The sequence below is a fragment of the Selenomonas sp. genome (assembly GCF_052169755.1).
Lineage (GTDB): Bacteria > Bacillota > Negativicutes > Selenomonadales > Selenomonadaceae > Selenomonas.
This window is the reverse complement of the sequence record NZ_JBQNBV010000136.1, coordinates 1-5,131: the sequence shown is the minus strand read 5'-3', so window position 1 is coordinate 5,131 and position 5,131 is coordinate 1. Positions and strand designations below refer to the sequence as shown.

Annotated in this window: 6 protein-coding genes and 1 pseudogene; 6 read left to right on the top strand and 1 reads right to left on the bottom strand. The window is 57.6% G+C overall.

The features are described 5' to 3' along the window. The 4 genes and pseudogenes from ACTTKG_RS08905 to ACTTKG_RS08890 all read left to right on the top strand — a co-directional run. A pseudogene (locus ACTTKG_RS08905) lies at nucleotides 1-920 on the top strand (insulinase family protein); the annotation flags it as partial. A 90-nt stretch (nucleotides 921-1,010) separates the two neighbouring features. Next, on the top strand, nucleotides 1,011-1,898 hold the full coding sequence (gene dapA / locus ACTTKG_RS08900) for a 4-hydroxy-tetrahydrodipicolinate synthase (protein ID WP_442673858.1): 888 nt from the start codon (nucleotides 1,011-1,013) through the stop codon (nucleotides 1,896-1,898). 20 nt (nucleotides 1,899-1,918) lie between these two features. After that, nucleotides 1,919-2,473 (top strand): coenzyme F(420) biosynthesis enzyme, encoded by a 555-nt coding sequence (locus ACTTKG_RS08895; RefSeq protein WP_442673857.1) that lies wholly within the window; start codon nucleotides 1,919-1,921, stop codon nucleotides 2,471-2,473. Between the two features lie 59 nt (nucleotides 2,474-2,532). Next, nucleotides 2,533-2,946, top strand: a complete 414-nt coding sequence (locus tag ACTTKG_RS08890) for a YbaN family protein (RefSeq protein ID WP_442673859.1) — start codon at nucleotides 2,533-2,535, stop codon at nucleotides 2,944-2,946. Here the strand turns inward: ACTTKG_RS08890 and ACTTKG_RS08885 are convergent. Beyond that, on the bottom strand, nucleotides 2,931-3,680 hold the full coding sequence (locus tag ACTTKG_RS08885; RefSeq protein WP_442673856.1) for a transglycosylase domain-containing protein: 750 nt from the start codon (nucleotides 3,678-3,680) through the stop codon (nucleotides 2,931-2,933). The genes ACTTKG_RS08890 and ACTTKG_RS08885 overlap by 16 nt on opposite strands. A gap of 211 nt (nucleotides 3,681-3,891) precedes the next feature. Here ACTTKG_RS08885 and argC point away from each other — a divergent pair, with 211 nt between their 5' ends. Both argC and ACTTKG_RS08875 read left to right on the top strand, forming a co-directional pair. Continuing rightward, nucleotides 3,892-4,926, top strand: coding sequence for an N-acetyl-gamma-glutamyl-phosphate reductase (argC, locus tag ACTTKG_RS08880; RefSeq protein ID WP_442673855.1), 1,035 nt, complete (start codon nucleotides 3,892-3,894; stop codon nucleotides 4,924-4,926). 17 nt (nucleotides 4,927-4,943) lie between these two features. Next, the coding region (locus ACTTKG_RS08875) for a bifunctional ornithine acetyltransferase/N-acetylglutamate synthase (protein ID WP_442673854.1) at nucleotides 4,944-5,131 on the top strand (188 nt) is incomplete at its 3' end.

The window sequence follows — 5,131 nt, the reverse complement described above, 5'->3', positions numbered from 1 at the left end:
AGGCGCGCGTCATGAGCGCCTCGCAGCGCAGCATGGCGGTGCGCATCGCCTCCTATCTGTCGCCGGCAGGCGCGTACAACGAGCAGGCAATGCTGTCCTACTACGGCTTCCTCGCCGACCTCACCGACCACTTCGCAGAGCGCTTCGAAGAACTCTCCAAGACGCTTGCGAGCCTTCTGCCGCTCGTCTTTACAAAGGGCGGTCTGACCATCGGCGTGACGCTTTCTGAGGCGGAATACGCCTCGTTCGCTGCCGAAGCCGCGGAGTTCTGCCGCCGCCTGCCGCAGGCGAAGGCAGAGCCGCAGGTGTACCATTTCGATGTGCGTGCGAAGAACGAGGGGATTCTGTCGTCGAGCCGCGTGCAGTATGTGGGCAAGGCGGCGAACTTCCTGCGTCTTGGCTTCTCCTACACAGGCAGTATGAGCGTCTTGGAAACGATCCTGCGCTACGACTACTTCTGGACGAAGATCCGCGTGCAGGGCGGCGCGTACGGCGCGTTCACGCAGTTCAATCGCATCGGCTTCCTGTTCTTCGGTTCGTACCGCGATCCGAACCTCAGGGAAACGCTCGAAGTATTCGACAAGACGGCGGATTACCTGCGCGGTTTCGACGTGTCCGACCGCGAGATGGTGAAGTTCATCATCGGCACGATCAGCACGGTTGACGCGCCGCTCACGCCGCAGCTCAAGGGGCTTGCCGCGCAGGACGGTTTCCTGCGCCATGTGACGGAAGCCGACCGCCAGAAGTCGCGCGACGAGATTCTTGCGACGCGGCAGGACGACATCCGCGCTCTGGCAGATGTCGTCGACGTCTGCATGAAGGAGAATGTCCTCTGCGTCTTCGGCAATGAAGAGAAGCTGAAGGAAAATGCAGGACTTTTCGGCGGACTTCTTCATGCTTTGGGCAGCTCTGCTGATTGACTTTCTTCCCTCGTCATGCCATAATGGAGAGAAATGCTGCACACGTCGGCGTTTCTCTCCAAATGAAATAACATCAAGGGGGATTTCGGAATGAAAGAACCAATCTTCACCGGTGCGGGCGTCGCCATCATCACTCCCTTTACGGAAGATGGCGTGAACTTCGAGGAGTTCGGCCGCATCATCGAAGATCAGATCGCGGGCGGCACGGATGCCATCGTCGTCACAGGGACGACAGGCGAGGCGGCAGCCATGAGCGATGCCGAGCACAAAGAAGCTATCAAGTTCGTCGTCGAGACGGTCGGGGGACGCATCCCCGTCATCGCCGGCACAGGCTCGAACGATACGAAGTACGCGATCCAGCTTTCGCAGTATGCGGAGAAGGCGGGGGCGGACGGGCTCCTGCTCGTGACGCCGTACTATAACAAGTGTACGCAGGGCGGCCTTGTCAAGCATTTCCTGAAGATCGCTGACAATGTCAATATCCCGAGCATCGTCTACAACGTGCCGTCGCGCACAGGCGTCAACATCCTGCCCTCGACCTATGCCGAGCTTGCCAAGCATCCGCGCATCAATGCGACGAAAGAAGCGAGCGGCAACCTCGCGGCGGTGGCGCGCATTCGCAAGGCTTGCGGCGACGCGCTCAACGTCTATTCGGGAAACGACGATGAGATCGTGCCGATCCTCTCCGTCGGCGGCAAGGGCGTCATCTCCGTCCTTTCCAACGTCGCGCCAAGAGCTGCGCACGATATGTGCCGTCTGTACTTCGAGGGTAAGGTTGAGGAAGCGGCGAAGATTCAGATCGACTACATGGATCTGATCGAGGCACTCTTCTCCGAGGTCAATCCGATTCCCGTCAAGACGGCGATGCGTCTCATGGGCTACAAGACGGGGCATTTGCGTATGCCGCTTTCCGAACTGGAGCCGGAGCATCTGGAACCGCTGAAACAGGCGTTGCGCCGTCACGGTATCCTGCAGTGATTTTGAGGAGGAAAATGATTATGAAGAAACTTGTCCAAGCAGCGCTTTTCATCTGCCTGACCGTATTCGGTATGCAGGTCGCCTTTGCCAATGCCGACAAGATCACGATACCGGAAGATGCCGATCTCGTCAGCGTCAAACGTCTCGCGCTTGCCGCGCCGCTCTACACGCCGACAAAGGGTGCGCCGTCGAAGGAAGAGCTTCTTGCGACGATGTACGACGCAAGTTCTGTGGCAAGAAGCTATGTCATTTCCTATGACATGGTTGCCGCCGACATTCAGAAGAATGCGGGCATCGATATCAAAGCGCTTGATCGTCGGCAAGCCGCAAAGATCTACAAGGAAAATGTCGCCGCTGACGCCGACGCTTATGTCGTCCTGACGGTCGCGAACAACAGCCGTATCGTATTCTTCTTCGATGTTTATCGTGCCGGCACGAATGAGCTCCTCTACACCTATCAGATCGTGGCGAACAAGAGCGAGCAGGCGAATACAGAAACGTATAAGATTCTGTCCGAGCAGTTCTACAAGAACTTCGAGCGCTCCGCCAACGAGCAGGCGAAGGGAAAGAAATAAAGAAAAGCGTCCCTGCCGTGCGGAGGGACGCTTTTTTATGATGGAGAAAAGAGGTTTTGATGATTTCAATGAATCGTTTGATGCGCTATCTTTGGCTCGGCGTCGGCATGACTGCCCTCGCCTTGGGCACGGCGGGCATCGTTTTGCCGCTGTTGCCGACGGTGCCGTTCTATCTTCTGGCGGCGTTTTGCTTTGCCAAGGGGTCGGAGCGTATCCATCGGTGGTTTGCGTCCACAAAATTGTATCAGAAATACGTCGTCCCGTTCAGCGACGGCAATGGCATGACGTGGCGGGCGAAGCTCAAGACGATGGCGCTTGTGACTGCCGTCATGAGCGTCAGCGGCTACTTCCTGTCGGACAACCGCATGGGTCTGATGATGCTTGGCAGCGCATGGCTCCTGCAGTGCGTCGCAATGCTCTTTTTCGTCAAGACGAGGAAGAGTGCGCCTGCCGTCGATCAATGCGCGAAGTAGAGCGGTTTGATCTTGGCGGATTCTGCGACGGATTCGGTGATGCAGCCCGTGCGCACCATAGCGTCGAGCACGACGATCTGCCGCTTCTTTGCAAGCATGAAATCGACGTAGGGCGAATAGACGGAAGGCGCGTTTGGGATGCCTGCGAGCATGGAGGTCTCAGGCAGGTCGAGCTCGTGCGGCTCTCTGCCGAAGTAGCCGACGGAAGCCTCGTGTATGCCGTAGAAGCCTGAGCCGAAGTAGATCGTGTTGAGATACAGCTCCAGAATTTCATCCTTGGAGTAGTGCATCTCAAGATCGAGCGAAAGCAGCGCTTCTTCCAGCTTGCGGTCGAGGGACTGCTCGTCGGACAGGAAGAGGTTTTTGGCGAGCTGCTGCGTGATCGTGCTCGCGCCTTCCTCGATGCGTCCATACTGCAGATTGACGAGCGTCGCGCGTGCGATCGCTTCGGGATCGAAGCCGCAGTGCGAGTAGAAGCGGCTGTCCTCGACGGCGACGACGGCGTCGAGGAGCGAGTCAGGCATCTCGTCGATCGTCACATAGCGCTCGCGCTGGCGTACGCGCTCAGCGACCGCATCGCGCAGAAAGATGAGGCGGCGAGCTTCCTGCATCTTCGGCAAGGAGTCGAAGAACGCGGGCCGAAAGATCGCCGCACTGCCCGTAACGAGGAAGGCGAGACAGAAAACGGTGAGGAGAAAGAGGGAAAAGCGCAAGAGCCGCTTGATTTTCTTCATGATGGCAAAAGCGTCCTCCTTTAGATTCGTAATAGTATGCAGTTCTTATTATAAGTTATACTGTCCTTTTTTGGAATACATTTCGCAAAAACAGCAATGATACAATTTGTTTAGAAGATAAAGTCCCCGAACCTATTGCATAATTATACAATAAAATGTATAATTATAAACATCGTTCGACAAAGGAATTCGGGAAGGGGCGGTCGAGCACATGAGAGTGAGCATTATCGGAGCTACGGGCTACGCGGGGGCGGAGCTTCTGCGGCTTCTTTACGAGCACCCGCAGGCGGACGTCGTGCACATCACGTCGGAGAGCCATACGGGGGAAAAGATTTCGAGCATCTATCCGCATCTTCGCGGCATTTACGATGAATCTCTCGAAAGCATGAAGGACATCGTGCGCATCGGCAGGGACAGCGACTTCGTGTTCATCGGTCTGCCGCACGGTCATGCGATGGCGGCGGGCAAGGCGCTTGAAGGCGAAAAGACGCGCATCATCGACCTCGGCGCGGACTATCGCTTCTCTGATCCGTCGGTCTATGAAGCGTGGTACAAGGTCAAACATACGCATAAGGACGCTGAGCGCGTCTACGGTCTGGCAGAACTCAATCGCACGGCGATTCGCGGCGCGAAGATCATCGGCAACGCGGGCTGCTACACGACGGCGAGCATCCTCGCGCTCGCACCTCTCGCCAAGAATCACCTCGTCGACATGGCGAGCATCGTCGTCGACGCGAAGTCCGGTGTATCGGGCGCGGGGCGCTCGGCGAAGCAGGCGAATCTTCTGCCCGAGCTTTACGACAGCTTCAAGGCGTACGGCGTCGCCACGCATCGCCATACGCCTGAGATCGAGCAGGCGATGACGGAGCTTTCGGGCGAGCCGTGCATCCTGTCCTTTACGCCGCACCTCGTACCCATGTCGCGCGGCATTCTCGCGACATGCTACGCGCGGCTGAAAGAAGGAATCGAACCCAACATGGTCGATGCAGCATACGAAACGATGTACGGCGAGGAATACTTCGTGCGGCTTCTCGGACGCGGCGGCTATCCGGCGACGAAGGACGTGCGCGGCTCGAACTTCTGCGACATCGGCTGGCACATCGACGAGCGGACGCGTCGCGTCGTTGTCCTCTCCGCCATCGACAATCTCGTCAAGGGGGCGGCGGGACAAGCCGTGCAGAACTTCAACATCGCCTGCGGCTTCGATGAGAAGCTCGGGCTGGATCATATCGCAGTTTATCCGTAATGCAGGGGGGATTACAGATGTTTTCCGATACAGCAGCAAAAAGAGGCGTGACATTTCCCAAGGGATTCAAGGCGGCGGGCGTCAAGGCCGGCATTAAGAAGAGCGGCAACCTCGACGTCGCCGTGATCTACTCGGAAGAGGAGGCTGCCGTCGCGGGCGTCTTCACGCAGAACGCCGTGGCGGCGGCGCCCGTCTACGTTTCCAA